Below are 24,647 nucleotides of genomic sequence, written 5' to 3' on the forward strand. Positions count from 1 at the left end.
GGCGTGACACCATCCGAGGTCATGTCCAGCCTGCAGGCGCCGGCGGGGCTCCAGCCCTCGGCCTCGTACTCGTTCACCATGCGCATCGAGCTGCGCCAGCTGCCGGGGGCCTTCGCGGCCGTCGCGCACGCGGTCGGCGCCGAGGGGGCCATCCTCGGCGCGATCGATCTCGTCCGCGTCGACCAGCGGGGCGTCGTGCGCGACGTGACGGTCGCGTGCGTCGACGCTGCCCACGGTGAGCGCGTCGTCGCCGCCGTGCGCGCGCTGGAGGGCATCAAGGTCGCCAGCGTCTCCGACCGCACGTTCCTGATGCACAAGGGCGGCAAGATCGAGGTCCGCCCGAAGGTCCCGATCAAGACCCGCGACGACCTCTCGATGGCCTACACGCCGGGCGTGGCGCGCGTGTGCCGGGCGATCGCCGACGACCGCGAGTCCGCCTGGACGCTGACGATCAAGGGCCACACGGTCGCCGTCGTGTCCGACGGCACGGCCGTCCTCGGCCTCGGCGACATCGGGCCCGAGGCCGCCATGCCCGTGATGGAGGGCAAGGCGATGCTGTTCAAGGAGCTGGGCGGCGTCGACGCCTTCCCGCTGTGCGTGAACACGACCGACGTGGACGAGATCGTCCGGCTCGTCGAGCAGGTCGCGCCCACGTTCGGCGGCATCAACCTCGAGGACATCTCCGCGCCGCGCTGCTTCGAGATCGAGCGGCGCCTGAAGGAGTCGCTGGACATCCCGGTCTTCCACGACGACCAGCACGGCACGGCGGTGGTCGTGCTCGCGGCGCTGCTCAACGCGCTGCGCGTGGTGGGCAAGCGCGCCTCCGACGTGCGCGTGGTGGTCGTCGGCGCGGGCGCCGCGGGCCTGGCGTGCGCGAAAATCATCCTCGAGCACGGCGTGCAGGACCTCGTCGTGTGCGACATCGGCGGCATCCTGCACCCCGAGCGCACGGACCTCGAGGGGGAGCTGGCCGCGATGGCGGCGCGCACGAACCCGCGCGGGCTGCGCGGCACGGCCAACGACGCGCTGGAGGGCGCCGACGTAGTGGTGGGGGTGAGCGCGCCGGGCGCGTTCACGGCCGACGCGGTCAAGACGATGGCCAAGGACGCGATCGTGTTCGCGATGGCCAACCCGACGCCCGAGGTGCAGCCCGAGGACTGCTGGGACCACGTCGCGATCATGGCCACCGGCCGCAGCGACTATCCGAACCAGATCAACAACGTGCTGGCCTTCCCGGGGATCTTCCGCGGGGCGCTGGACGTGCGCGCGCGGGGCATCGACGAGGCGATGAAGCTTGCCGCGGCGCGGGCGCTCGCGAGCGTGATCCCGGACGAGGAGCTCGGGCCGGAGTACATCGTGCCGAGCGTGTTCAACCGCAACGTGGCGCCGGCGGTCGCGCAGGCGGTGGCCGCGGCGGCGATCGAGTCGGGCATCGCCCGCCGTGAGCGGCTCCCGGTGCAGGGAGCGCCGCCCACGGAGGAGATGAAGCTGCCTGGCTTCTGAGCCCTAGGCCGAGACGGAGGACTCGGCCTCGTCGTAGACCTTGATGAAGCGCAGGTAGTTGTCGGCGATCTTCTCGGCCTGCTCGGCGCGGTCGCCGCCGTCGAGGTAGGCCTTGAGCGGGTCCCACCAGATCGAGCGGCCGATGGCGAAGCCGATGAAGCCCTCGACGGGCGCGGCGGCCTGCAGCCACTGGTCGACCTTCTCGTTGGACGCGCCGCGGCCCAGGAGCACGGTCTTGACGTTCTCGCGGCCCTCGCCCTTGCGGGTCTGCTCGGCGAGCATCTCCGCGTCCTCGCGGGTGTCGACGCCCTCGATCTTCCAGATGTCGACCTCGACGCCCTCGTTCTGGAAGTGCTCGATCGCGCGGCGCATCAGCTCGGGCCGCAGCTCGGCGTCGTAGCGGTCGGCGTCGCCGCCGACGGACTCCAGCTGGGCCGGCTCGGCCGGGACCAGCAGCTCGAACAGGAACAGACGGTCGTTCTCGTGCAGCCAGTCGGCGAGCTGCTTCAGACGCTTGGTCTGGCGCTCGTTCATCTCCTTGTCGCCGTCCGGGTTGAAGCGGACGAGCACCTTGGTGGCGAGCAGGTCGTACTTCTCGATGTGGGCACCGAATTCGTCGCCGTACTCGAACTGGAACTCGTCCACGCCCGACTTTTCGGCCGGCATCGTCAGCGACAGGCCGTGCTTCTTGGCCAGCTCGGGGATGTCACCACCGAACTGCTCGTCGACGAGCACGCCCGCGGACTTGCCGTCCAGGCCACGCTCGACGGCCTTCTCCATGCCCTCGTAGATGAGCTTCTTCGCGTCGGTGATCGTCGCGGTCTCTTCGGGCGTCGGGTCACCCTCGATCCCGAACATCTTCTTCTGGAAGGACCCTCGGTGATCGAAGGCCAAGATGTACAGCTTCCCGTCGTAACCGAGGGCCATCTGTGTCAACTCCTCTTTGGCGGTTGCAAACCCTCGACAGTATGAAGGCTCCGGGGTTCGTACTCTTCCCGGCCACATGGAGCCGAAGTTCAGCGGCCCCGCGTACACGGTCGGCATCGAGGAAGAGCTGATGATCCTCGACCCCGACTCCTACGCGCTGGTCAACGCGATCGACGATCTGCTGGAAGACTCGCCGGACGGCGCGATCAAGCCCGAGCTCATGGAGTCCGTGCTCGAGATCTCGACCAACCCGTGCGCGGACGTGCGCGAGGCCGGTGTCGCGCTGCGTTCACTGCGGCGTCAGGTTCGAGACACCGCGGACAAGAAGGGCCTCGTGATCGGCTCGGCGGGCACGCACCCGCTCGCGCGCTGGGAGGACCAGCGGATCACGGCCGCGCCGCGCTACCGCGACCTCGTCCAGGAGCTGCGCTTCGTCGCGCGCCAGGAGATCATCTTCGGCCTGCACGTGCACATCGGGCTCGACGATCCCGACAAGGCCATCCACGTCGCCAACGGCATGCGCGTGCACGTGCCGATCCTCCTCGCCCTGAGCGCCAACTCGCCCTACTGGCGTGGCGACGACACGGGCCTGGCCTCCACGCGGATGCCGATCTTTCGCGCGTTCCCGCGCGTCGGCATCCCGCCCCACTACGAGGGCTGGCAGGACTATCAGGAGCGGATCGGCTTCATGGTCGACACCGGGGTCATGGAGGACTACACCTGGCTCTGGTACGACGTGCGGCCGCATCCGAACTTCGGCACGGTCGAGATCCGCGCGATGGACGCGCAGACGCACGTCGAGCACACGGTGGGGCTCGCAGCGCTGATCCAGGCGATGGTCAAGGAGCTGGCCGAGCACTTCGAAGCCGGCAAGGAGCTGGCCCGGTACCCGTACGAGATGCTCGACGAGAACAAGTGGCTCGCGAGCCGGCACGGGATGGAGGGCGAGCTCGTCGACCTCCCGGAGCGCTCGACGGTGCCGGCCAAGGCGCTCGCGCGGCGGCTGCTGGACCGGCTGCGCGAGCACGCCCAGGACCTCGGCGCGGCGGACGAGCTGGAGGCGATCGAGGATCTGCTCGAGCATGGCAACGGGGCCTTCCGCCAGCGCAAGGTGTTCGAGGCCAACCGCGACTTCACCGAGCTCCTGCAGGACATCGTCGAGGCCTCGGGTCCCTAGCCGCCAACTCCGGTCGAGGCGGGCGCGCGGGCGGCGTAGACTTGATGAGCCCTCATGAGCAGCGGTCCGGACCTCTATCTGGTGTGCAAGAGCTGTGGTGCGGAAGTCTCTCCGTACATCACGGAGTGCCCGTACTGCGGTACGCGCATCCAGAAGCGCGCGCCCAAGCTGGATCGCGGCGGCGTGCCCAAGGCCTCCAAGAAGGCCAAGCGCTCCCGCCCGCAGCTTCCGCGCCTGCGTCCGGGGGAGATCCCCGGCATTCGCGCCGACCGCCGCGCCTGGGCCGTCTGGCTGCTGGTCCTGGTGCCGATCATCGCCACGCTGACGCTGCAGGTGCGGCCCGTCTGGCTGGCCGAGTTCACCTACGGCGCCGGCCTCGACGATCCGTGGCGCGCCTTCACCTCGGTCTTCGCCTACACCTCGTCCGGCTACGAGGCCGTGACCCTGGCCGCGATCGCCCTCTTCGGCTGGCTGATGGAGAAGCGCCACGGCTGGTGGGCGCCGCTGTTCATCTTCCTCGTCTGCGGCGTCGGCGGCGCCTACTTCGCGGTCGAGGTCCTCGGTGAGGGCATCGTGCGCGGCGCGAACGGCGCCGCCCTGGGCATGCTCGCGGCGTGGACGATGCGCGACGTGCTGGGCCGCCGCGCCGGCCGTGAGGACGACAGCGACCTGCTGGGCGTGCTCGCGATCGCGGCGGTGCTCGTGCTGCTGCCGCTCGCCTCGACCGAGGCGAGCGGGATCGCGGGGATCTTCGGCGGCGTGGCCGGGCTCGTGTTGGGCGTGCTGTTCGCGCGGTTGCGCGAGCGGTAGCCGTCACTCGGCGCGCAGCACCGCCGCCGCCGGGACCCGCACGGCCGCGCGGCCCGGCCACGAGCTCGCCAGCGCCGTCACGGCGAGCACGAACGGGACGGTCAGCAGCAGGGCGAACGGGCCCGGCGTGCCGACGATGTCGGTGCCCTCGCTCGGGCTCATGGCGGCCATGATCGCCCGGTAGGTCACCAATCCGAGCGGGATGCCGATGGCGAGGGCGATCAAGCCCAGCGCCGCCCCGCCCGCGTTGACGACGCCCAGCACGCCCCGCGGGGTCAGGCCGACGGCCTTGAAGATCGCGAAGTCCCGCGCGCGTTCGCGGGTCACGAGCAGCAGCGTGGCGAGCAGGTTCACCAGCCCGACGGCGACCAGCAGCAGGCTCGAGCCGAGCACGATCGGGCGGATGTCGGCGCGCTCGCCGCGGACCTCCTCCTCCGGGAGCTCGGCGTCGACGCCCGCGGCGGCTTCGAGGCGGCGGGCGGCGGCCGCCTGGTCGGTGTCCGGGGCGAAGTTCGCGATCACGGCGCTCGGCTCGGGGACCTCCGGGAGCGTGGCGGCGGGGAAGATCACGACCTCGCCGTCGTCGTCGGGCTCGACGTGGCGCCCGACGAGCCGCAGCGTGACCGGCTGGCCTTCGACGCGCACCGTGACCTGATCGCCGACCTGCAGGCCGAGCGTCTCGTAGAGGCCGCGGCCCGCGATCGCCTCGCCGGGGCGGGCGAACATGCGCCCGTCGGGGACGGCGTAGGGGAACGCGGCGAAGCCGTCTCCGACGGCGCGGGCGTGCAGCTCGCCGCGGGGGCCGGCGACCTGGAAGCCGGAGATCGTCGTGGCGTCGGCGACGGCGGGGTCGCCCTGGGTGGCGGCGAGCGCGGAGGGCTCCTCCAGGCGCACGTCCCACGGCTTGGCGCGCAGCGCGGGGTCGTCGATCACGCGGTGGAACGTCGCCTCGACCGAGAGCGCGGCGACGAGCGTCACGACCATGAAGGTCAGCGCCGCGATCGTCAGGCTCGCGCGGGAGCGGCTCGTGAACGCGTCCTTGACGCCGAGCCGCGCGATCGCGGGCAGGCGCAGCGCGGCGGCGATCCGGGCGGCTCGCGAGGCGCGGCCGGTGCCGGCGCCGCGGCCGAGCGCGAGCGCGTCGATCGTCTTCACCCGCCCGGCGCGCAGCGCGGGCACGGCCGTGAACACCGCGACGGCCGCCAGGATCAGCACGAGCGCGAGCAGCAGCGGGAGCGGCGCGAGCGCGCTCGGCGTCGGCGTGGCGAGCAGGCTCGACATCGGCTCCAGCAGCAGCGGCGCGATCGCGGCGCCCGCGACGAGGCCGAGCAGCGCCGCGACGAACCCGACTGCGAGGTACTCGCCCACGAGCAGCGCGACGATCCCGCGCGGCGTCCAGCCGACGGCCTTGAGCAGCCCGATCTCCCGCCGCTGGGCGAGCACGCGGCCGCCGATCACCGTCGCGACCGTGAAGCCGACCGCGAACAGCGCGAGCAGCGTGTTGATCGAGATCACGAGGGCGTTGGTGCGCGTCTGGTCGGTGATCGTGTCCCGCACGTGGTGCCAGTCGGTGAACGCGAGCCGCGTGCCCGGCAACGCGCGGCGGGCCGCCGCGGCGAAGGCCTCGGTCCCCTCCGGGTCGGCGAGCCGCACGGCGACCCGGCGCTCGGGCCCCGCCACGTCGGTCGCCCAGATCAGGCCGGGGTCCCAGCGGGGGTAGGTCGCCTGCTGGGTCGTCACCGCGAGACCGGTGATCGTGCCGCCGGCGACCCGGTCGCCGGGCCGCAGCCCGGCCTCGCGCGCGAAGCTGCGCTCCACGAGCAACTCGCCGGCCGCGCTCGGGCGGCGCCCGTCGGTGAGGCGCGGCCGGTCGACCGCCGCGTCGGCCGCGGGCAGCGCCTCCAGCCCGACCTCGACCGTGCGGCCGGCAACCGTCGCCTGCCGGTTCGCGCGCGCCCGCACGTCCGACGCGACGACCCCGGGCAGCGACCTGAGCCGCGCGACGTCGGCGTCCGTGAGCCCGGCGTGGACCGCCATGTGTGCGCCGCGGGTCGCGGTCATCGCGTCCTCGAACGGGTCCTCGAGGCCGGCCCGCAACGCGAGCGTGACGACGAGCGCGGTGGCGGCGGCGAAGATCGCCACCGCGGTGAGGATCGTCTGCCCGGGACGGGCGAAGAGGTCCGCGCGGGCGAGCCGCGCGGCGGCGCGCAGCGCCCCGACGCGATCGCGCGCGGCGGTGGGCGGCGTGTCGCTGCGGCGCGCCATCTCACACCTCCAGCTGCATCAGGCGGGCGACGGCCGTCTTGTCGCCGCGCTCGAGGCGGGTCTCGGACGCGACGGCGCCGTCACGCATCGCGAGGACGCGATCGGCGCGGGCGGCGACCCGGGCGTCGTGGGTGACGAGCACGATCGTCTGGCCGCGCTCGTCGTGGGCCTCCCGCAGCAGCGCCATCACCTCGCGGGCGCTGGCGGAGTCCAGCGCGCCGGTCGGCTCGTCGGCGAGCAGCACGCGCGGGCGGTTGATCAGCGCGCGGGCGATCGCGACGCGCTGCTGCTGGCCGCCGCTCAGCCGTGTGGGCGACTGGTCGGCGAACTCGCCGATCCCGAGCGACTCGAGCAGCTCCGCCCGCCGTGCCCGGACCTCGCGCGGCGAGAGGCCCGCCAGCAGCCCGGGCAGCTCGACGTTGTCGGCGACGCTCAGGTTCCCGATCAAGTTGAAGAACTGGAAGACGAAGCCGATCTCGTCGCGCCGGACGTGCGCCCAGCGCGCCTCGCTCAGCGCCTCCACGCGGCGCCCACCGATCTCGACCTCGCCGGACGTCGGCCGGTCGAGCCCGCCGAGTAGGTTCAGCAGCGTCGACTTGCCGCAGCCCGACGGCCCCGTGACGGCGACGAACTCGCCCTCGTCCACCGACACGTCGACGCCGCGCAGAGCGCGCACGCCGCCTTCGTACTCCCGCGTCAGGCCGCGCGTGACGATCACGGGCTCCATGGGTCAGCTCCCCATTCGTTGTTCGCAGAGATCGAGCCACTTGAGGTCGGCCTCGAGGTGCAGCGCCGCGCCCTCGACCAGCAGCGCGCTCACCTCGTCAGCGACCGTGACGTCGTCCAGTTCCCGCAGCGCCTGCAGGTACGCGGCGCGCTGCCGGTCGATCAGCTCGAGCGGGTCCGCGATCCCCGCGGCCCGGGCGAGCACCAGCTTCATGAAGAAGTCGTCCTTCATCCGCGCGGCGGGCGTGGCGTCCGCCACCCAGCCGCGCAGCTCCATCCGCCCGGCGTCCGTCAGCCGGTAGACGCGCTTGTTCGGCCGCCCGTTCTGAGCCACCGCGTCGTCGTCCACCAGCCCGTCGCGCTCCAGGCGCGAGAGCGTCGTGTAGATCTGGCCGGTGTTGAGCGGCGGCAGGACCGAGCCGAACCGCTGCTCTATCGCCTGCTTGAGCTCATACCCGTGCGCCGGACCTTCGGCGAGCAGTGCGAGGAGCGGAAAACGCATCTAGATACTCGTTATACATATCGAGTATCTACCTTGTCAAACCGAGTGATCACTCGGTACTTTGGTCCGGCACCAACGCAAAAGGGGGAGAGGAAAGTGGGACGAACACTGGCCGGGCTGCTCGCGGCGACGGCGCTCGTCGCCGTGCCGGACGCCGCGGAGGCCCAACCGCCGCCCGCGGACGATCGCTTCGAGGTCACGCTGCTCGAGCGCAACATCACGCAGGGGATCCGGATCGAGACGCTGCCCGACGGGCGCGTCCTGCTCGCCGAGCGCGACGGCCGCCTCAAGGTCTTCAAGCCGGACACGGGCTCGACGGTCGTCGCGGGCCAGATCCCGACGGGCACCAACGGCGAGCTCGGCTTCGTCGGCCTCGCGGCCGCGCCCGACTTCGCGACGACCCGCCACCTCTATGCGCACTACGTGCCGACCGCACCCGCGTACACGATCAGCCGCATCAGCCGCGTGTCCCGCTTCACGCTCGCGGGCGACACGCTCGACCTGAGCTCCGAGACGCCGATCTACAACGTCCAGCACCCGGTCTACGCCGGGGGCGGGCACAGCGCCGGCGACCTCGAGTTCGCGCCCAACGGCGACCTGTACATCGCCACCGGCGACAACACCGGCTGCTGCGCGTCGTTCGGCTACCCGCCGATGGACGAGCGCCCGAACCAGATCGCCAACGACGCCCAGGCCACCTCGGCCAACACGAACAACCCGAACGGCAAGATCCTGCGCATCCGCCCGCTCGCGAACCCCGGGACGACCGTGGGCGAGGGCTCGACGTACGAGATCCCGCCCGGCAACCTGTTCACCGGCGCCGAGGACGGCGGCGGCAAGACGCTGCGCGAGATCTACGCCATGGGCCTGCGCAACCCGTTCACGATCGGCCACGTCAGCAACGAGGGCGAGCTGTGGTTCGCCGACTACGGCCCCGACGCGACGCTCGCCGACGCCACCCGCGGTCCCGCCGGCCACGTCAGCATGATCCGCACGACCAAGCCCGCCAACTTCGGCTGGCCTTACTGCTACGTGCCGGGCCAGCCGTACGGCGACTGGGACTACGTGGCCGGCGCCTCACGCGGGTTCTACGACTGCGACAACCTCGTCAACGACTCGCCGAACAACCTCACGCCGCCGGCCAACTCGTTCGTGAACGCCGGGCTGCGCGACATCCCGGACAACACGCCGCGCACCATGTGGTGGACCTACAGCGCCGGCTCGCCCACGACCCCGTTCGAGACGCTGTTCGGCGGCGGCGCGATGGCCGGTCCGAAGTACACCTACGACGCGAGCAACCCGTCGCCGTCCAAGTTCCCGCAGTGGTTCGACGGCCGCTACTTCTTCTTCGACTGGACCACCGACTGGGTTGCGACCGCGGCCTTCAACAGCGACGGCAGCGTCAAGGACAACCAGTTCTTCCTGCCGCTGCACACGTTCGTCAAGCCGATGGACATGCAGTTCGGCGCCGACGGCGCGTTGTACGTGCTGGCGTACGGCAACGGCTGGGGCGCGAACAACGACGACACGGGCCTGTACCGCGTCACCTACGCCGCCGGCAACCGGCGCCCCTCGGTCAAGGCGACCGCCGACAAGGACTCGGGCGCCACGCCGCTGACCGTCAACTTCGACGCCACGGGCTCGAGCGACCCGGACGGTGACGCGATCACCTACAGCTGGGACTGGACCAACGACGGCACGGCCGACGCCACCGGCGCGAAGGTCAGCCACACCTACAGCACGGCCGGCTCCTACGTCGCCCGCCTGACCGTCACGGACGCGCAAGGCGCCTCGTCGATCCAGAACTTCCCGGTCACGGTGGGCAACACCCGCCCGGTCGTGAAGATCGTGGCGCCGCCCGACGGGACGCCACACGCGCTCGGGCAGCCGCTCACGTTCCGCGTGTCGGTCTCCGACGTCGAGGATGGCGCCGCGGCCGACTGCACGAAGGTCGCCGTGACCTTCTCCCTGGGGCACAACTCGCACGCGCACCCCGAGACCACGCTCAACCCGGGGCCGGATTGCACCGCCACGGTCACGCCGGACCGCAACTCGACCCACACCGGCAACCTCTACCTGTTCACGGTGCTCGAGGCCGTCTACACCGACAGCGGCGGCCTGACCGGCACCGCCGCGGCCGAGTACGCCCCGCCCACACAGAACACGAACGTCTATCCGCTCGGCGAGGGCGCGGGCCTGTACACCGGCCGCACGTTCATGCAGGGCCCCGGGCACTGGTTCATGTTCCGCAACTACGACCTGGCGACGATCGGCGCGATCCGCATGAGCATCAGCTCGCGCGGCTCCGGCGGGACGATGGAGGTCCGCGCGGACTCGCCGACCGGCCCGCTGATCACGAGCGTCGAGATGCCGGACACCAAACCACCGGCGTCGTTGCAGCGCAACTACGTCACGCTGTCCGCGCCGATCCGGCACAAGCCGGTGGGCGCGCACGATCTGTACTTCGTGACCAAGTGGACCGACCCGGCTGAGCACGGGCCCGACGACGCGTTCCCGGAAATCTTCTTCGAGACGTTCACGCTCGTGCCGATCGCGGCCTCCACCGACGCGCCCGGAACCGTCGGCGGCACCGTGCCGGCCACGCTGTCGCTGAGCGTCGGCGTCTCGAGCTTCAGCCCGTTCACCCCCGGCGTGGCGCGCGAGTACACGGCGTCCACCGAGGCGACGGTGACCTCCACGGCCGGCGACGCGACGCTGTCGGTCTCCGACCCCGGCCACCTGACCAACGGCGCGTTCAGCCTCCCGCAGCCGCTGCGGGTGGAGCTGGGCACGACGCAATGGAGCGGTCCGGTGTCGAACGCGAAAGTCCCGGTCACGTTCAAGCAGACGATCGGGGCGACGGACGCGCTGCGGACCGGCACCTACAGCCGGACGCTGACGTTCACGCTGTCGACGACGCGCCCGTAAACGAGCGCAGCAGCTCGCGGAGCGGGGCGACGAGGTCGAGCGCCCCGCCCGCGAGCAGGTACTGAAGCTGGATCCCGTCGAACATCGCCACGAGCTGGCGGGCGCACAGGTCGGGGTCCAGCTCAAGCCGGACGTCACCGGCCTGTTGCGCGGCGGCGAACATCTGGGCGATGCCGGTCCGGACGCGCTCGTAGCGCTCGACGAACCAGTCGTGCGCGGGATGGTCGGGCGCGACGCTCTCCGCCGCCAGCACGGTGAAGAAGCGGATGAACGTCGGGTCCGCCTCGTGCGCGGCGGCCAGCGCCAGCCACGCGCCGCCGTACTCGCCGCCGGAACGCTCCCACGCGGTCGCCATCAACTCGCGGTTGCCGGCCTCGTAGTGGTCGAGCACCGCGAGCAGCAACTCGGCCTTCGTCGGGTAGTGGTGGATCAGCCCGGGCTCCGAGATCCCCGCCTCCTGCGCGATCGTCGCCAGCGAGACGCCGCGGAAGCCGTGCGCCGCGAACAGCCGCAGCGCGACGTCGATGACCTGCGCCCGCCGCGCCTCGCCGCGCTTGCTCATCGGACGGTGATGGTCCCCGGCGTGCCCGCCGCCAGGCGGCCGATCCGCCAGCCGTCGATCGACGCGCCCGGCGGAAGGGCGGCGAGCAGGCCGCCGGAGGTCATCGCGTCGCAGACGAGCCGGGCGCGCGCGGGGTCGACCGCGCCCCACGTCGTCCACGTGTCCGCGTCCCGGCGGTTGCGCTTGGAGCCGCCGGCCAGCGCGCGCTCGTCGCTCAGCAGCTCCAGCACGCCCTCGATCGCCGGGGCGGCATCCGCGTCGATCTCGGCGCTCAACCCGGACGCGGCGGCGAGCTCGTGGGCGTGGCCGAGCAGGCCGAAGCCGGTGACGTCCGTGAGCGCGTGCGCGCCCGCTTTGCGCGCCTGAGCCGCCGCGCGGGCGTTCAGGGTCGTCATCACGTCGATGCCGCGCGCCACCAGCTCCGCAGACGCCAGCCCGCGCTTGATCGCGGTCGCGATCGTGCCGGCGCCGAGCGGCTTGGACAGCCACAGCTCATCCCCCGCGACGCCGCCCGCGTTGGTGAGCACCTCGTCCGGATGCACCACGCCCGTGACCGCGAGCCCGTACTTGGGCTCCGGGTCGTCGATCGAGTGCCCGCCGACCACCGAGGCGCCCGCCTCGGCCACCGCGTCGGCGCCGCCGCGCAGGATCTCGCGCAGCACATCGCCCCCGAGCGTCTCCAGGGGGAAGGCGACCAGGTTCAGGGCCGAGACCGGCGTCCCGCCCATCGCGTAGACGTCCGAGAGCGCGTTCGTGGCCGCGATCCGCCCGAACGCGTACGGGTCGTCGACGATCGGCGTGAAGAAGTCCGCGGTCTGCACCAGAGCGATCTCCGGCGTCAGTTGCACGACGCCGGCGTCGTCGGACGTGTCGGTCGCCACCAGCACCCGCGGGTCGCTCACGGGCGGCAAGGAGGCGACGATCGGACGCAGGTCGGCGGCCGAGAGCTTGCAGCCACAGCCCGCGCCGTGGCTGAGTGAGGTGAGGGGAACGGCCATCGCGTTCGTATGATGGCCGTCAGTGGCCGGACGCCGTGCGTATACCGACGCCGAGGTCGAAGCTGCCGTCCAGGCGCTCACCGACCCGCAGCAGCTCCAGGAAGCCCAGCGCATCGTCGCGGAGAACGCCCCGACGCTGCAGCGCATCCTGAACATCGCGCTCAACGAGGCCGAGTGGTTCGGCTCGGCCCACCACGCGCAGGTGCTCGAGGCAGCAGGCAAGGCGGACATCGAGGAGCGCCTGCAGGCGGTGCAGACGCTGCTCGCCGAGGAGATCCGCGTGACCATGATGATCGGGGCGGCGGTGGGGTTCGAGCTCGCCCACCAGCTGATCGACAAGGAGGACAGCTAGATGGCAGCAGACGTGCGGTGGCTGGGTCATTCCGCCTTCCATCTCTCCGGCGGCGGGGCCGACGTCCTCGTCGACCCCTTCCTGACCGGCAACCCGAAGGCCGCGGCCAGCGCCGACGAGGTGCCCGCCGACGTGATCCTCCTGACCCACGGCCACGGCGACCACCTCGGCGACACGGTGGACATCGCCAAGCGCACGGGCGCCACGGTCGTCGCGATCGTCGAGCTCGCCGCGGAGATCGAGGGCAACGGCGTCGAGAACGTCATCAATCCGAACTACGGCGGGACCGTGCAGTTCGACTGGGGCTGGGTGAAGCTCGTGCCGGCGTGGCACACCGCGGTGTCCCCGTCCGGCACCGCGCACATGCCCGCGGGCCTGCTCATCCACTACGGCGGCAAGCTGATCTACCACCTGGGCGACACGGCGCTGTTCAGCGACATGCAGCTGATCGCCCGTCGCGGCGACCGCGTCGACCTCGCGCTGGTGCCGATCGGCGGCCACTTCACGATGGACCGCTTCGACGCCGTCACCGCGTGCGAGTTCATCCGGGCCGACCAGGTCATCCCGATCCACTACAACACGATGCCGCAGGTGGAGACGGACGCCGAGGCGTTCAAGCAGGACGTCCAGAACGCGGGCTTCGGCCAGGTGTACGTGCTCAACCCCGGCGACACCCACCATCTGAAATGACCCACGCCGTCGTGTTGATCAACGCCGAGCGTGAGGCGATCGCGTCGCTCGGCGGGCAGCTCGCCGACGTCGAGGGCGTCGCCGAGGCCTACTCCGTCACGGGCGAGTGGGACTTCGTCGCGATCCTGCGGGTGCGCAACCCGGAGGAGGTCGCGCAGGTGGTCACGCACAAGTTCGCCGAGCTGTCCGGCATCAAGAACACGCACACGATGGTGGCGTTCGAGGTCTTCTCCCAGCACGATCTCGAAGCGCTGTTCTCCATCGGAAATTGAGCTTGCTGGTCGCCCCCGAACACCGTCCCACGCTGCGCGAGGAGCTCGCGGGGCTGCCGAATCGGTCCCGCGGCGTGGCGATCGCCGTGCTGGCGCTCCTCGCGCTGGCGGCGGTCGTCCTGCTCGCCCGCGGGACGAGCGAGGAGGGGACGCGGGTGGTGGTCGAGGAGCCGATCGCGTTCAACCTGCGCTACCCGGACTCGATGAAGCGGATCGAGGACGACACGCTGTTCCACCTCGAGCGCAAGGGCGTGGACGAGTTCATCGTCGAGCCGCTGGAGCTCCCGGCCTACCGGGGCGACGTCGGCGGCGTCCTGCCGGTGGAGGCCTCGCGCGAGATCGAGCGCCTACGGGAGCGGTTCCCGCAGCTCGAGCTGGTGGAGGAGGGAAAGGTGCGCATCAACCGCGTGGCGGGCTACTCGCTGGCGTTCCGGGCGAGCCGCAGCCCGCGGCTGTACGGCCGGCTCGTGCTGCTGCCCGAGCCGGTGCCCGGCGCCCGCTCCGGCGTGAAGCTGCTGATGCTGGCCACGCCGAAGGGCGGTGCCGGCAAGGCGCGCGACGTGGGCACGAACGGCCTACTCAAGACGCCCTACCGCTCGTTGCGCTTCGGCACGGAGGGTCCGTGACCATCGACTACGACCACTTCGCCGCCGTCGACATGCGCGTCGGCCGGATCATCGCGGTGGAGGACTTCCCCGAGGCCCGCAAGCCGGCGTGGAAGCTGACGATCGACTTCGGCGACGAGATCGGCGAGAAGCGCTCCAGCGCGCAGATCACCAACTATGCGCGCGAGGAGCTCGTCGGCCGCCGGATCGTCGCGGTCGTCAACTTCCCGCCGCGCCAGATCGGACCCGTGCGCTCCGAGGTGCTGGTGCTCGGCGCGTCGGACGAGGAGGGCCGCGTGATCCTGCTCGCGCCGGACACCGACGTGCCGCTCGGCGCGCGGATTCACTGACCGCAAAGCGGGGAATCTCAGTACTCCGTGGCCCCCACGGAGCTCCAATCCACCCAGGTCGACCTGGCCGGTCTGATGACCGTGCTGGGCGGCCATCTCTACTCGACGCCCGCGGTCGCCGTCCGCGAGCTGGTGCAGAACGCGCACGACTCGATCACGCGCCGCAGGCTGGAGGACGACGGCTTCACCGGCGGACGCATCGACGTCACGTCGGACCCGGCGAGCGGCACGCTGACCGTCCGCGACGACGGCGCGGGCATGACCCGCGAGGAGATCGATCGCTTCCTGGCGACGGTCGGCGTCGGCTACACGCGCGGGCTGCGTGAGCGGTCCGACGAGCTGATCGGCCAGTTCGGCCTCGGCTTCCTGTCCGCGTTCATCGTCGGCGAGCGCACGGTCGTGCGGACCGCGTCCTACCAGGCGCCGGACAGCGCGTACGAGTACACGAGCACCACCGGCGAGCGCTACAGCGTCGAGCCGTGCGCGCCGCGCGAGGTGGGCACGGAGGTCGAGCTCACGCTCGGCGCCGACCATCGCGAGCTGGCCGACCGGGCGGTGCTCGCCGGCGTCGTGGGCCGCTACTGCGCGCTGCTCGGGCTGCCGGTGTTCGTCAACGGCGAGCAGGTGAACGCCGATGCGCCGCCGTGGCGCGCGGCGTCCGAGGACGTCGTCGTCCATCCCATCCAGGCGCGCAAGCAGGCGCTCGCGTTCGCCGAGCGGATGGACCCGTCGTTCCGGCCGCTGTGCACGCTGGAGGTCGACGGCGGCGGCGTGCGCGGGCTCCTGTGGATCCAGGACGTGCTCACCTACGGCTCCTGGGACAACCGCCGGCTCGCGGTCTACGTGCGCGGGATGCTGCTCGACGACGACGCCCGCGACCTGCTGCCGCGCTGGGCCGGCTTCGTCTCCGGCGCGGTCGAGTCGGACGTGCTGACGCCCACCGCCAGCCGCGAGGACCTGCAACGCGACGACGCGTGGGAAGCGGCGCGGACCGCGCTGCACGAGGCGCTGGTCGCCGGGCTGGCCAAGGTCGCAGCCGAGCAGCCGGAGGCGTGGGCGCGCGTGCTCACCCGCCACAACGAGGGCCTGCTCGGCGCGGCGCTGGCCGACGAGCAGCTCGAGGCGCTGCTCGCCGACCAGCTGAAGGTGCCGACCAGCGAAGGCGACATGACGGTGCGCGAGCTCGTCGACGGTGGCGACGGCCGCGCGCACGTCGGGCTCGGCACGGGCGGGTTCGAGGAGATGCGCTTCCGCGCGCTCAAACGGCCGATCGCGACCGGGACGCGCTACGCGGTCGTCCCGTTCGTGCGCCAGTGGTGCGGTGCGCGGGGGATCGACGTCGTCGAGCTCGGCACCTCCAGCGGCGACCGGGCGCTGTTCGAGCGGGTGCAGCTGGAGGAGGCGGCGTGGCTCGCCGAGCAGTTGACGCGCGAGCGGCAGGAGCTCGTGCCGGCGCGCTTCGAGCCGGCCGAGATGCCGTTCGTGCTCGTCCCCGACCGCGAGGCGGAGCTCAAAGCCCGGCTGGAGGCGGACGAGGCGCGCGAGCGGATCGCCTCGGCCGCGTTGCACCTCGCGCGCGAGCACACGGCGACGATCGACGGCACGTACGACGCGCGGCTGTACGTGAACGTGGACTCGCCCGTGATCGCCGCGCTGCTGGAGGCCCACCGGGCCGGCCAGGACGTCGAGGTGGCGCTGGACCTGGTGCGCGCCGTGCTCGCGCTGATGGCGGCGGGCGAGCGGGAGACGCGGGCCGAGGTGGATCTGCTGGGAGCGTTGAGCGGTGTCGGCGAAGCGGTGCGGAGGCTCTTGTGAACATCTGGTCGTGGGTGCATGACGTCGAGCGCGAGCTGCGTGAGAGCGGCAACGAGCGGCTCGCGGAGCTGATCGACCGGCTGCCGGACGCGGCGCTCGACGACCAGAACGCCGAGGTCGAGGCGATCGTCCCCGAGGCGCTCGCCCTCGCGCGCTCGGCCGAGCTGCCGTGGGTGGAGATCTTCATTCGCCACTGGCACCTGCAAGCCACCGGCGACGGGTTCGAGAAGGTGCCGTACGCGGTCGAGACGCTCGAGTTCAGCCACCGCGAGGAGCACCGCGCGTGCCCGCAGTCCGTGTGCACCGTCCAGGACCTCGCGCACGCCTACAGCGGCGCGGACGGCCCGGGCTACGCCGAGGAGCGGCTCGCGGTCGTCGAGGAGGCGCTGGAGCGCATCGACCCGTCGTGGGACTGCTTTCACTGCATGGTCGTGGAGAAGGTCAACGCGCTGTCGGATCTGGAGCGATACGAGGAGGCGCTGGAGGTCGCGCGTGAAGGGAGGGCTCGGGCGGCGGCCGCGGGCCGCGATTACGGCAACGCCGAGGACGACGTGACCACGCCGCTGCTGCGGTTGCGCCGCTTCCAGGAGGCGCTGGAGTCGGCGGCGCCGCGCCGCGACGAGCGCGACGACACGTTCGCACGCTGGCGGCAGATGGCGCGGACGGAGGCGCTGATCGGGCTCGGCCGGATCGACGACGCGCTCGCCGAGCTGGCCGATCCGGAGCCGGTGCTGCGCGAGCCGCGTTACCACCTCGGGTGGGCCCAGGACGTCGAGCGGCTCGTCCGGCGCGGGCGACTGACCAACGACTGGCGGCTCGGCGGGCTGCTGGAGCGGATGGTGGCAGCGCAGGTCGAGCGCGGTCGCGCGTGGGACGGCGTCCAGCTCGCGGCCATCCACGGGCGGCTGGCACTGTGGCGCGGGGCGACCGTCACGGCGCGGAAAGCGCTGGACGATATGCGCGCCCTGGCCGCGCGCCTGCGGTCCCCGGAGCGGGCCCACGCGTTCGTGCGCGCGCTGGAGGCCGGGCTGGAGCGCATGCGGGAGCGCGAGCCCGTGCTGCCCGAGTCGGCCGAGGCGTTTCTCGACGCGTGGCGCGCGGAGGAGCGCAGCGACCCGGAGCTCGACCTCGAGCGGCTGCACGCGGCGCGCCGGCGCTGGCCGGACGAGCTGCAGGTGGCCTGGGGGCTGCACTCGGCACTGGAGGCCGTGGGCCGGGAGGAGGACTCGCTCACGGTGCTGCGCGAGTTCGCGGACGCGCACGTGGAGGACGCCGACGCGCAGGCGATGCTCGCCCACACGCTGATCGACGCGGGCATGGTCGGCGAGGAGGTCGAGCGGCTCGCGGAGCGCCTGCGACCGCTGGACGAGCTGCACGCGGTGTGGCTGGAGGCGCGCGCGGCGTACCGGGAAGGTGAGATGGAGCGGGCGCGCGAGCGCGCGGAATGGATCGTGGAGCGCGATCAGGAGGCGCTCAACGCGCGCCGGATCGCCGCGCTGGCGTGCGAGCACCTGAAGGACTTCGAGGCGGCGCTCGTGCACTGCAACGGCGTCCTCGGGCACGCCGGCGAGGACCGCCTGGCGAGCGCCCACTGGGATCGGCTCGTCCCGGCGACCATCGTCGGCGACTGGGAGGCCGTGCGCGCCTCCGCCGCCGCGCTCGAGATCGACGTGCCCGGCGACTCGGGGCCGATCGACGTCGACGCCGGCCTGATCCGCCTGCGGTTCGCGGCCGACGACTTCGTGATCGCGCTTCGCACCGGGCCCGTGAGCGCGCGGGTGCTCAACGTCGGCCTGCGCGACGAGCCCCAGCACGCGGGCGATCTCGTCGTCTTCGACGCCGAGCCGGTCGGCACGGCCGCCGAAGGCGAGCTCATCACGTTCCCGGTCGTCCACGTGGTCGCCGAGGGCCCGCGCCGCGCGTACCCGTTCGACGGCGTCGACCCGGGCGACGACGCCTGGAACGCCTTCGTCGACACGCTCCGCGAGGAGGGCTGGGTGATCGACGTCCGCTACCGCGAGCCCGAGTACCAGCTCGAGGTCGACGGCGAGCAGCGTCCGGGCATCTACGGCCACCTCGCGGTGCCCGACGACGTCGACGACGCCGCCGCCCACGCGCGGCTCGGCGAGCTCACGGCCGAGTGGGAAGGCCCGTTCACCTGGCTCCCGCTGGCCGAGGCGGCGGGTGACGACTCCGCGTCGGCACAGCAACGCGAGCACGCCGAGGCGCTGGCGCTGTACTGAGAACGTTCGTGGAGGGTTTTGCACCGCAGCGGTGCGAAACCCTCCACGCGCCGCGAAGAGGCGGCGGGCGGCGACGCGTGGGCGGCGCTACTCGTCTTCGCCGGCGGCCGGCGAGGCGGCGGCGGGCGCGTCCTGCGTCGCCGGCGGCGTGGCGGCCGGCGCTTCGATCTGGACCTCGGGCGTCGGCGTCGGGGCCGGCGGGGCCTCCGGGGCCGCGACCTGCTCGGGCGTCTCGACGGGGGACGGCGCGGGCTGCGGCGTCGACTGCGGCGGCTCGGCGGCGAAGGCCGGGCCGGTCGGCGCGGGCGTCGTGGTCGGCTGCGGCGTGGACGGCGAGATCGTGCCGGAGCCGGGCTCGGCGGTGCCCTGCGTGTCGGTCGGCAGCGCGGTGGTGTCGCCGTCGCGGCCCTCGACGGGGGCGGGAGCCGTGGGCGTCGCGGTGCCGGTCGCGGCCGGCGTGGCGCCCGCGGCGGGCGTGGCCGAGGCGGTCGCGGTGGCCGTGGCGGTCGCCTTCGGCTTGGCCTCCTCCGGCTTGCCGGCGGTGTCGGCGGGCGCGATCTTGCGCTCGGCGCTGGCCGTGATCGGCTGCGGAACGGAGGCGACGGGCACCGGAGCGGTGGTCGGCGCGGCAGCGACCGCGGCGGGATCCTTCTTGGCCTCGACCTTCGCGACGGCCGCCTTCTCGGGGCCGCCCTTGGTGGTCGCGTGCTGAACCTCGACAGCGCCGGCGGTCACGATCGCGGCGGCCGCCAGGCCGGCGCCGACCTTGGAGGCGACCGTGCCGAAGCCGACCTGCAGCGCGGCGCCCGCGCTGGCCGAGCCGGCGGCCGCGGCGCCCGTGGTGGAGGCGGCGGCGCCCGCACCGATGTGCGTGACGAGCAGCTTCTTGAAGATCAGCAGCGGGCCGAGCGGGAACAGGGCGGCGAGCGCCTTGTTGTTGTTGCGCAGGTACTTGCGGAAGTCGGTGCAGCGCTCGCAGGTGCGCAGGTGGCGGCGGACCGGCGCGGTCGTGCGCTTGAGGCCCTCGGCGACCTCTCCGAGCTCGATGCGCACCTCCTCGCACGAGAGCAGCCGCGCCTCGGCGGCCTCCGCCAGCGACACGCGGGCGCGCACGAGCAGCGACTTGACCGACGGGACCGTCGTCTCCATCGCCTCGGCGATCTGCTCGTAGGACAGCGCGTCGATCTCGCGCAGCAGCAACGCCGTGCGCTGGGTCTCCGGCAGATCCTGCACGTCCGCGATCAGGAGCCGGAACTCCTCGCGCTTGTGCACCTTGTCGGCGGTGGTGAGGCCGCCTTCGGACAGGTGCACGTCCATCGAGTCCATGCCCACCGCCTGCGTGCGGCGCAGGTGGTTCAGGGAGCGGTTGCGCGCGATCCGGTACAGCCACGGCCGCACGTTGATCTCGCGCTCGTCGGCCAGCATCGCGTTGAACGCGGCCGCGAAGACCTCCTGCAGCACATCCTCGGCGTCCTCCCGGGATGAGAGCATGTGCCGGCAGAACGCGAGCAGCCGCGACTGGTAGCGAGCGACGAGCGCCTCGAACGCGCCGTGGTTGCCACGGCGGATCAGGGCGACCAGGCGCTCATCCGACTGCAGGCGCAGCAGCGGCGAGCGGCCGTGAAGGCCGGAGTGCTGTAGAGCGGATGCTTCCAAACGAGTACTGAGCGGCAGGACCTTGCCCACGTGCAAACCCTCGGCGCGTGGGGAAGTTGCGGCGTTGCTCCACTCAGCGTAGCGACGACACCCGCGAGTTCCCGAGGGGTCGGCGCCTTCGGGGCCGCTGCGCAGAACTCGCCCGCGCATCGCCCTCTGGGCGATACGCCCTCTAGGATTCCCGCCGGCCCGGGTGGCGGAATTGGTCAGACGCGGTCGGCTTAAACCCGATTGTTCTATGGAGCGTGTGGGTTCGAGTCCCACCCCGGGCACTTGGCAGACATCGCCGTCCGTGTTCAGCCGCGCGCCAAGCGCGACGAGGTCGTGGGCGAGCGCGCCGGCGCGATCGTCATCCGCCTCACCGCGCCGCCCGTGGACGGCAAGGCCAACGCGGCGCTGTGCGCGTTCATCGCCAAGGCGGCGGGCGTACCGCCCTCGCACGTGGACGTCGTGCGCGGGCAGACCGCGCGGGACAAGGTCATCCGGGTGGAAGGCATGCCCGAGGACGCCCTGCGCACCGCGCTGCTCAGGGACTGACGCTGGTTCGTACGCGGACAGAGCGGCAACGCGCCTTGCAGCGCGCTGCCGCCGGTCAGCGTGCGGACTAGGCCGCGGCGGAAGCGGCTGCTGCGCCCTTGCGCAGGAAGCCGTCGAGGACCGCGCCGGCGAGGCCGTCGCGGCCGGAGATCTGCAGGGACTCGGTGGAGCCTTCCGGCCCGAGCGCGCGCACCCACGCGGCGACCGACCCGCGCACGGAGGCCGTCGGGGTCGCCCCGCCGACCTCGGACACCTCGACGCGGCCGCCCGCGAGCGTGACGAGGTACTGCCGCTCCGGATGGTCGGCGTCGGCCTCCACGATCAGCTCGATCGTTCCCTCCAGGCCGGCCGGTGGCTGCAGCAGCCCCGGGGCCAGGCGGAAGATCGCGCCGACGTTGACGTCCTCCCCGGGACGCGGAGCGCTCCAGGTCCAGTCGTAGCCCCAGCGCGCGAGCGCGCCCAGCACGGGGATCAACTCGCGTGAGCGCTCCGTCAGCTCGTAGTCGACGCGCGGCGGTACCTCGCGGTAGCGCTGACGCGTGAGCAGGCCGTCGGCGACCATGCGATTCAATCTCGAACGCAGCTGCTCGGTGGAGATCCCGGGCAGCACGCGTTGGAGCTCGACGAACCGGCGCGGACCGGCGGCGAGATCACGGATGATGAGCAGCGTCCACTTGTCACCTACGAGGTCCAGGGCGCGTGCGTCCGGAGACCATTGATCGTAGGGGTGACGTTTGGGCGGTGGGACAGGTGGTATGAGAGGCCTCCCTGATGCGGCCTTAGAGTGCGCGCAGAATACCTGCTTTTACGACGGAAGGTTGCTGGTATCGACAATTACGGCCGATGACAAGGAAGTGATCACGAGCGCAAGTTCCCGTCTCTTCCGACGTTGTATGGCTGCGACGGGGGCAACTGCTCTCGCGTCTGGGGAACGACACGAGATCGAGGATGCACGGAATGGGTGAGGTCATACGGCTGGAGGATCGCCGCGCGCGACGCCGGCCGGAGACACCTGGGGAAGCCGTTAGGGCGGAGTTCCTCTACGACCTCGCGTCGCCGTTCACGTATTTAGCGGCGGAGCGGGTCGATCGAGCGTTTGATGAGGTGACATGGACGCCGGCGTGCTCACGCACGCTGCGATGCGCCTCCATGCCCGCGGACTTTGGCGACGTCCAGGAGATCGTCGACCACGCGGAGGAGCGCGCCGCGGCGCTGCGCCTGCCGCTGCAATGGCCCGAGCGCTGGCCGATGGCCGTCCCGGCCGCCATGCGCGTCGCGCACTACGCCGCCCAGCAGGGGCGCGGTGGCGCGTTCGTGCTCGCGGCGACCCGGCTCGCGTTCGCGGGCGGCTTCGACCTGGACGACCTGGAGATCCTCACCGAGGCGGCCGCCGCCGCGGGCCTGCGGCTCGACGGCTGCCTGAAGGCCGCGCGCGAGGAGCGTCGTGACGGCGCCATGGAGGCGGCGGCGCGCCGTCTGCTGGGCGCGGGCGCGGACCGCCTGCCCGCGCTGTGGGTGGCTCGAGGCGTGTTCTGGGGCGAGGACCGAGTAGGCGACGCGGCGGCGACCGCTCGCCTGCACGCCGCCGCGGCCGAGCGCTCCGTCTAGGGCGAGACGAGACCTGCGAGGATCAGCGAGTCGAAGGACTCGCGCGGCCGTTCCGTGTTCCCCGGACGGCCGTCCCGCAGGATCGGGTCCTCGCGATCGGCCTCCGCGAGCAACAGCTCGAGGTCGGCGTCGCTGAAGCTGAGGGTGGGCTCGTCGTTCATCGCTCAGTGACGCTAATCACACGCGGGCGCGGAGTCAGCCCCGGGGGCGGCGCGACCCCCCGCCCGGGGGGATAGATTCCGCCGCCTCTATGGACGACGAAGCCACGCGGCTGCACGGCGGCCGCCTCATCGCGCGGCGCTTGAAGGCGCACGGCGTCACGCACCTGTTCACGCTCTCGGGCGGCCACCTGTTCTCGCTCTACGAGGGCTGCAAGGACGAGGGCATCGAGATCGTCGACACGCGTCACGAGCAGACGGCCGCGTTCGCCGCCGAGGGCTGGGCGAAGGTCACGCGCGCGCCGGGCGTCGCCGCGTTGACCGCCGGCCCGGGCGTGACCAACGGCATGAGCGCGATGGCGAGCGCGAAGCTCAACCACTCGCCGATGCTGGTGCTCGGCGGCCGCGCGCCCGCGTTCCGCTGGGGGCAGGGGTCGCTGCAGGAGATCGACCACGTGCCGTTCGTGCGGCCGGTGACCAAGCTGGCGGCCACGGCCGGGTCGACGGCGGAGATCCCGGGCCTCGTCGACGAGGGGCTGGCGGTCGCCGCCCGCCCGCACGGTGGGCCCGTGTTCCTCGATTTCCCACTGGACATCGTGTTCAGCGAGGCCGACCCGGAGGAGTCCGAGCTGCACCCGCCGCGCGCCGAGCAGGCCGACGGCGACGCGCTCGAGCGCGCGCTGGCGCTGCTCAACGAGGCCGAACGGCCCGTGATCATGGCCGGCTCGGACCTGTACTGGGGGCGCGGGGAGGACGGGCTGCGCGAGCTGGCGGAGCGGCGCGGCATCCCGGTGTTCCTGAACGGGCTGGGCCGCGGCTGCCTGCCCGCCGACCACGAGCTGGCGTTCGCGCGGGCGCGCAAGACGGCGCTGGGCGAGGCCGACGTCGCGCTCGTGATCGGCGTGCCGATGGACTTCCGGCTCGCGTTCGGGAAGGCGTTCAACGAAGAGGCCGAGGTCGTCGTGATCGACGTCGCCGAACCCGAGCGCGAGCATCCGCGGCGCGTCGCCGCTGAGCTCTACGGCGACCTGGCGGCGTCCCTGCGCGGGCTGGTGGGCGACGGGCCGGACACGCGCGCGTGGGTCTCCCGGCTGCGCGGGGAGGAGACCGCAAAGCGCGAGGCCGAGCGCGGGCAACTGGCGGACCCGCGCTCCCCGCTGCACCCGATGCGCGTCTACGGCGAGCTCGCGCAGGTGCTCGACCGCGACGCGATCGTGATCGGCGACGGCGGCGACTTCGTCTCCTTCGCGGGGCGCGTCGTGGACTCCTACGAGCCGGGCTGCTGGCTGGACCCGGGTCCGTTCGGCTGTTTGGGCTCCGGCCCCGGCTACGCGCTGGCGGCCAAGCTCGCGCATCCCGACCGCCAGGTGGTGCTGCTGCTCGGCGACGGCGCGTTCGGCTTCAGCGGGATGGAGTTCGACACGCTCGCCCGCCACGGCGTCAACGTCGTCGGCGTGATGGGCAACAACGGCATCTGGGCGCTCGAGAAGCACCCCATGGAGTTCCTCTACAACGGCTGGTCGGTCGCCGCCGACCTGCGGCCGGAGACGCGCTACGACGATGTCGTGGCCGCGCTTGGCGGGCACGGCGAGTTCGTGACCGAGGCCGACGCGCTGCGGCCCGCCCTGGACCGTGCGTTCAGCGCCGGCCGGCCCGCGCTCGTGAACGTGTCGACCGACCCGACCGTGGTCTACCCGCGCTCCGCGAACCTGGCGTAGACGGCCGTTAAATGAAGCCGCCCGCGGCGGGGGCGGGCGGCTTCGAAGTGGCCCCGTCAGGACGGGCAGGGGTACGTGCCTTGATGGGGCCTATTGGGTGGTCCAGGCGGCGGGAGGCGCCGATGATGCGGCATCGCCCGGACCTATGCGTCGGTGGGACGGCGGCGGGAGGCACGACCGCCCTTCCGACAGGCAGGATTCTCCACCTTGACCCTTTGGACTGCCAATCGAACACATGTCCATGC

23 protein-coding genes and 1 tRNA gene are annotated in these 24,647 nt (G+C 72.3%); 15 read left to right on the forward strand and 9 right to left on the reverse strand.

Features of this window, described 5'->3' with window-relative positions:
• Nucleotides 1-21 precede the first annotated feature (21 nt).
• The gene (locus OJ962_RS12085; protein WP_238932048.1) at nt 22-1,503 is read left to right on the forward strand and encodes an NAD-dependent malic enzyme; all 1,482 of its coding nucleotides are present in this window, start codon (nt 22-24) and stop codon (nt 1,501-1,503) included.
• A 3-nt stretch (nt 1,504-1,506) separates the two neighbouring features.
• Here OJ962_RS12085 and OJ962_RS12090 read toward each other — a convergent pair whose 3' ends face one another.
• Nucleotides 1,507-2,430 carry a 2-deoxy-5-keto-D-gluconate 6-phosphate aldolase domain-containing protein gene (locus tag OJ962_RS12090; RefSeq protein ID WP_202956479.1) on the reverse strand — a complete coding sequence of 308 codons (924 nt, stop codon included), beginning with the start codon at nt 2,428-2,430 and terminating at the stop codon, nt 1,507-1,509.
• Between the two features lie 76 nt (nt 2,431-2,506).
• Between OJ962_RS12090 and OJ962_RS12095 the strand changes: the two genes are divergently transcribed.
• Entirely contained in the window at nt 2,507-3,607 is a 1,101-nt protein-coding gene (locus OJ962_RS12095; protein ID WP_202956480.1) for a carboxylate-amine ligase, read from the forward strand.
• A 54-nt stretch (nt 3,608-3,661) separates the two neighbouring features.
• The gene (locus OJ962_RS12100; protein WP_202956481.1) at nt 3,662-4,417 is read left to right on the forward strand and encodes a rhomboid family intramembrane serine protease; all 756 of its coding nucleotides are present in this window, start codon (nt 3,662-3,664) and stop codon (nt 4,415-4,417) included.
• A gap of 3 nt (nt 4,418-4,420) precedes the next feature.
• Here OJ962_RS12100 and OJ962_RS12105 read toward each other — a convergent pair whose 3' ends face one another.
• From OJ962_RS12105 to OJ962_RS12115, 3 genes are read right to left on the reverse strand one after another with little or no spacing between them, the layout of a single operon-like run.
• Nucleotides 4,421-6,682 carry an ABC transporter permease gene (locus OJ962_RS12105; protein WP_202956482.1) on the reverse strand — a complete coding sequence of 754 codons (2,262 nt, stop codon included), beginning with the start codon at nt 6,680-6,682 and terminating at the stop codon, nt 4,421-4,423.
• Between the two features lies 1 nt (nt 6,683).
• Nucleotides 6,684-7,409: an ABC transporter ATP-binding protein gene (locus OJ962_RS12110; RefSeq protein WP_238932049.1), complete on the reverse strand. Its 726-nt coding sequence runs from the start codon at nt 7,407-7,409 to the stop codon at nt 6,684-6,686.
• Between the two features lie 3 nt (nt 7,410-7,412).
• Nucleotides 7,413-7,910, reverse strand: a complete 498-nt coding sequence (locus tag OJ962_RS12115; RefSeq protein WP_202956483.1) for a PadR family transcriptional regulator — start codon at nt 7,908-7,910, stop codon at nt 7,413-7,415.
• 96 nt (nt 7,911-8,006) lie between these two features.
• On the opposite strand from OJ962_RS12115, the gene OJ962_RS12120 reads away from it, so the two are divergent.
• Complete coding sequence (locus OJ962_RS12120) at nt 8,007-10,838, forward strand: PQQ-dependent sugar dehydrogenase (protein ID WP_202956484.1); 2,832 nt, start codon at nt 8,007-8,009, stop codon at nt 10,836-10,838.
• Here OJ962_RS12120 and OJ962_RS12125 read toward each other — a convergent pair.
• Both OJ962_RS12125 and selD read right to left on the reverse strand, forming a co-directional pair.
• Nucleotides 10,813-11,400, reverse strand: a complete 588-nt coding sequence (locus OJ962_RS12125) for a TetR/AcrR family transcriptional regulator (protein ID WP_202956485.1) — start codon at nt 11,398-11,400, stop codon at nt 10,813-10,815. The genes OJ962_RS12120 and OJ962_RS12125 overlap by 26 nt on opposite strands.
• Nucleotides 11,397-12,398, reverse strand: coding sequence for a selenide, water dikinase SelD (gene selD / locus OJ962_RS12130; RefSeq protein WP_202956486.1), 1,002 nt, complete (start codon nt 12,396-12,398; stop codon nt 11,397-11,399). Before selD ends, OJ962_RS12125 begins: the two co-directional genes overlap by 4 nt.
• 22 nt (nt 12,399-12,420) lie before the next feature.
• Between selD and OJ962_RS12135 the strand changes: the two genes are divergently transcribed.
• The 7 genes from OJ962_RS12135 (at nt 12,421) to OJ962_RS12165 (ending at nt 18,725) form a co-directional block, all read left to right on the forward strand.
• Nucleotides 12,421-12,750, forward strand: a complete 330-nt coding sequence (locus tag OJ962_RS12135; protein WP_202956487.1) for a hypothetical protein — start codon at nt 12,421-12,423, stop codon at nt 12,748-12,750.
• Nucleotides 12,751-13,440 (forward strand): metal-dependent hydrolase, encoded by a 690-nt coding sequence (locus OJ962_RS12140; protein ID WP_202956488.1) that lies wholly within the window; start codon nt 12,751-12,753, stop codon nt 13,438-13,440.
• The gene (locus OJ962_RS12145) at nt 13,437-13,712 is read left to right on the forward strand and encodes an Lrp/AsnC family transcriptional regulator (protein ID WP_202956489.1); all 276 of its coding nucleotides are present in this window, start codon (nt 13,437-13,439) and stop codon (nt 13,710-13,712) included. Before OJ962_RS12140 ends, OJ962_RS12145 begins: the two co-directional genes overlap by 4 nt.
• Nucleotides 13,709-14,338, forward strand: a complete 630-nt coding sequence (locus tag OJ962_RS12150; protein ID WP_270006360.1) for a hypothetical protein — start codon at nt 13,709-13,711, stop codon at nt 14,336-14,338. Before OJ962_RS12145 ends, OJ962_RS12150 begins: the two co-directional genes overlap by 4 nt.
• A complete protein-coding gene (locus OJ962_RS12155) occupies nt 14,335-14,667 on the forward strand; it encodes a tRNA-binding protein (RefSeq protein ID WP_202956491.1) in 333 nt (110 codons plus the stop codon). Before OJ962_RS12150 ends, OJ962_RS12155 begins: the two co-directional genes overlap by 4 nt.
• Before the next feature lie 75 nt (nt 14,668-14,742).
• Entirely contained in the window at nt 14,743-16,482 is a 1,740-nt protein-coding gene (locus OJ962_RS12160; protein WP_238932152.1) for an ATP-binding protein, read from the forward strand.
• A gap of 14 nt (nt 16,483-16,496) precedes the next feature.
• Nucleotides 16,497-18,725 carry a tetratricopeptide repeat protein gene (locus OJ962_RS12165; RefSeq protein ID WP_270006361.1) on the forward strand — a complete coding sequence of 743 codons (2,229 nt, stop codon included), beginning with the start codon at nt 16,497-16,499 and terminating at the stop codon, nt 18,723-18,725.
• Between the two features lie 87 nt (nt 18,726-18,812).
• On the opposite strand, the gene OJ962_RS12170 is transcribed toward OJ962_RS12165, so the two are convergent.
• Nucleotides 18,813-20,411 carry an RNA polymerase sigma factor gene (locus OJ962_RS12170; RefSeq protein WP_202956494.1) on the reverse strand — a complete coding sequence of 533 codons (1,599 nt, stop codon included), beginning with the start codon at nt 20,409-20,411 and terminating at the stop codon, nt 18,813-18,815.
• A 157-nt stretch (nt 20,412-20,568) separates the two neighbouring features.
• Here OJ962_RS12170 and OJ962_RS12175 point away from each other — a divergent pair.
• Both OJ962_RS12175 and OJ962_RS12180 read left to right on the forward strand, forming a co-directional pair.
• A tRNA-Leu gene (locus OJ962_RS12175) sits at nt 20,569-20,653 on the forward strand.
• A 1-nt stretch (nt 20,654) separates the two neighbouring features.
• A complete protein-coding gene (locus OJ962_RS12180; RefSeq protein WP_202956495.1) occupies nt 20,655-20,918 on the forward strand; it encodes a DUF167 domain-containing protein in 264 nt (87 codons plus the stop codon).
• 67 nt (nt 20,919-20,985) lie between these two features.
• On the opposite strand, the gene OJ962_RS12185 is transcribed toward OJ962_RS12180, so the two are convergent.
• Complete coding sequence (locus tag OJ962_RS12185; protein ID WP_322101336.1) at nt 20,986-21,675, reverse strand: winged helix-turn-helix transcriptional regulator; 690 nt, start codon at nt 21,673-21,675, stop codon at nt 20,986-20,988.
• 200 nt (nt 21,676-21,875) lie between these two features.
• On the opposite strand from OJ962_RS12185, the gene OJ962_RS12190 reads away from it, so the two are divergent.
• Entirely contained in the window at nt 21,876-22,526 is a 651-nt protein-coding gene (locus OJ962_RS12190) for a DsbA family protein (RefSeq protein WP_202956496.1), read from the forward strand.
• Here OJ962_RS12190 and OJ962_RS12195 read toward each other — a convergent pair.
• Nucleotides 22,523-22,687 (reverse strand): hypothetical protein, encoded by a 165-nt coding sequence (locus OJ962_RS12195; protein ID WP_202956497.1) that lies wholly within the window; start codon nt 22,685-22,687, stop codon nt 22,523-22,525. The two genes, OJ962_RS12190 and OJ962_RS12195, sit on opposite strands and share 4 nt — an antisense overlap.
• Nucleotides 22,688-22,776: 89 nt before the next feature.
• On the opposite strand from OJ962_RS12195, the gene OJ962_RS12200 reads away from it, so the two are divergent.
• Nucleotides 22,777-24,402: an acetolactate synthase gene (locus tag OJ962_RS12200; protein WP_202956498.1), complete on the forward strand. Its 1,626-nt coding sequence runs from the start codon at nt 22,777-22,779 to the stop codon at nt 24,400-24,402.
• Nucleotides 24,403-24,647 lie beyond the last annotated feature (245 nt).

Source organism: Solirubrobacter deserti, from assembly GCF_027587175.1.
Classification (GTDB): Bacteria; Actinomycetota; Thermoleophilia; order Solirubrobacterales; family Solirubrobacteraceae; genus Solirubrobacter; species Solirubrobacter deserti.

What these genes read in the sequence shown, in the direction of transcription:
- OJ962_RS12085 (WP_238932048.1), top strand. Translation starts at nt 22, where the DNA reads ATGTCCAGCCTGCAGGCGCCGGCGGGGCTCCAGCCCTCGGCCTCGTAC.
- OJ962_RS12160 (WP_238932152.1), top strand. Translation starts at nt 14,743, where the DNA reads ATGACCGTGCTGGGCGGCCATCTCTACTCGACGCCCGCGGTCGCCGTC.
- OJ962_RS12110 (WP_238932049.1), bottom strand. Translation starts at nt 7,409, where the DNA reads ATGGAGCCCGTGATCGTCACGCGCGGCCTGACGCGGGAGTACGAAGGC.
- OJ962_RS12195 (WP_202956497.1), bottom strand. Translation starts at nt 22,687, where the DNA reads ATGAACGACGAGCCCACCCTCAGCTTCAGCGACGCCGACCTCGAGCTG.
- OJ962_RS12100 (WP_202956481.1), top strand. Translation starts at nt 3,662, where the DNA reads ATGAGCAGCGGTCCGGACCTCTATCTGGTGTGCAAGAGCTGTGGTGCG.
- OJ962_RS12145 (WP_202956489.1), top strand. Translation starts at nt 13,437, where the DNA reads ATGACCCACGCCGTCGTGTTGATCAACGCCGAGCGTGAGGCGATCGCG.
- OJ962_RS12140 (WP_202956488.1), top strand. Translation starts at nt 12,751, where the DNA reads ATGGCAGCAGACGTGCGGTGGCTGGGTCATTCCGCCTTCCATCTCTCC.
- selD (WP_202956486.1), bottom strand. Translation starts at nt 12,398, where the DNA reads ATGGCCGTTCCCCTCACCTCACTCAGCCACGGCGCGGGCTGTGGCTGC.
- OJ962_RS12095 (WP_202956480.1), top strand. Translation starts at nt 2,507, where the DNA reads ATGGAGCCGAAGTTCAGCGGCCCCGCGTACACGGTCGGCATCGAGGAA.
- OJ962_RS12105 (WP_202956482.1), bottom strand. Translation starts at nt 6,682, where the DNA reads ATGGCGCGCCGCAGCGACACGCCGCCCACCGCCGCGCGCGATCGCGTC.
- OJ962_RS12115 (WP_202956483.1), bottom strand. Translation starts at nt 7,910, where the DNA reads ATGCGTTTTCCGCTCCTCGCACTGCTCGCCGAAGGTCCGGCGCACGGG.
- OJ962_RS12125 (WP_202956485.1), bottom strand. Translation starts at nt 11,400, where the DNA reads ATGAGCAAGCGCGGCGAGGCGCGGCGGGCGCAGGTCATCGACGTCGCG.
- OJ962_RS12090 (WP_202956479.1), bottom strand. Translation starts at nt 2,430, where the DNA reads ATGGCCCTCGGTTACGACGGGAAGCTGTACATCTTGGCCTTCGATCAC.
- OJ962_RS12200 (WP_202956498.1), top strand. Translation starts at nt 22,777, where the DNA reads ATGGACGACGAAGCCACGCGGCTGCACGGCGGCCGCCTCATCGCGCGG.
- OJ962_RS12190 (WP_202956496.1), top strand. Translation starts at nt 21,876, where the DNA reads ATGGGTGAGGTCATACGGCTGGAGGATCGCCGCGCGCGACGCCGGCCG.